The following is a 1,409-nucleotide window of genomic DNA, read 5'->3' as shown; positions in this document are numbered from 1 at the left end:
TCAAGAATACCGGTGATAAAGAACAAGCAAAAATCGCTGGTAAGCAAGCTGCCGCCTTTATAAAAGAATCGAATAAAGCAAAAAATGATGGGTTTAAATCAACCTCTATTTCTCCCATCTTGCCCACTTTTCAAACTGACTGATTAATCATGGCAAATCCTTAAGCTTGGTTGACATAAATATCGAATGGGATGTGTTAGGGGGAAGCTTTTATAATAATGAGCGGTCTTAAGCTGTAATTCAATAGTGCAGTAATTCAATGGACAGATTTAACTTAGACTCAAATTTAGTTTCTGTTTATTCCTGTGAAAAGGATTTTTCAGCGGAACCTATAATATTATCTGGCGTTTTCCGTTCACATTCAGGTATGGCCAGATATTCTGCCCAGCCAGTAAATCCATATCATTATCGACATTTAAATCAGGAAGTCATAAATCATGACATACAATCTTCTCCACGCTCACTTTATGATTTTGCAATTTCTCATTTACCATCCACTGAAAATGAATTAGTGCTCCCTGAATTATCACTAGAAGACATTGATGACATTTTATCCTGTGATTTTGCCAGTGAACCTGTTGACGATGATCGTACAGATTCAACCTTAACAAACTATCAACAAATAGCTCAGAAATTACCCTCGGAAAATTCATTAGTTGGTTCTTCTCAGCCGTCACGTCCAGTTGTTGTAGTTGGTCCGTTAAATAAAGACACACAAGAGCAAGTTACAAAGGAGATTATTGAGTTTACAGCACCTGAATCGTCCGGTTCTGGTGAACCTATGCCCCTCACGCCAGCAGCAGCTCACGATCGGCCCGGTAAAGGGAAGGCTTTCCGAAAGGCTTCCGCACAATTAGAGAAACGGAGGGCTTCCAAACAAGCCTGGGCACAGTCCGAGAAAGGGAAGGCTTTCAGACGAGCCTGGGCACAGTCCGAGAGAGGGAAGGCTTGCAGACGAGCCTGGGAACAGTCCGAGAGAGGGAAGGCCAACAGAAGAGCCTGGCTACAGTCCGAGAAAGGCAAGGCTTACATACAGTCCAAGAAACGGAAGGCCGCCCAAAAGGCTTACGAACAGTCTGAGGAAGTGAAAGCTGCCCGGAAGGCTTATCAGAAAACTTACAATAAGGCTTACAATGTAGTTTTCAGGAATACCGGTGATAAAGAACAAGCGAAAATCGCTGGTAAGCAAGCTACCGCCTTTGTAAGAGAATCGAATAAAGCAAAAAAATAATGAGCTTGAATCAACTTCTATTTTTTGGCCTGTCCATTTTTTAACCTGATTGAGCTGTCTTGGTATCCACCTGCCAGATACACTCGTATACGACCAAACGCAGTCTATTCTCAGACAGTCTCTCTGAATAGCTCTTGTTATTAAGGCTTTTATCGTGAGCTTTTATTACTTTATATTT

General features: G+C 41.7%; 1 protein-coding gene. It reads left to right on the top strand.

The features are described from left to right. Positions 1-511 precede the first annotated feature (511 nt). A complete protein-coding gene (locus tag KDK15_RS20265) occupies positions 512-1,231 on the top strand; it encodes a hypothetical protein (RefSeq protein WP_257297214.1) in 720 nt (239 codons plus the stop codon). Positions 1,232-1,409: the final 178 nt, after the last annotated feature.

This window comes from Endozoicomonas sp. YOMI1, assembly GCF_024606345.1.
GTDB lineage: Bacteria > Pseudomonadota > Gammaproteobacteria > Pseudomonadales > Endozoicomonadaceae > Endozoicomonas.
Note: the sequence above shows the minus strand (reverse complement) of the source record. Positions and strands in the feature narration are given on the sequence as shown.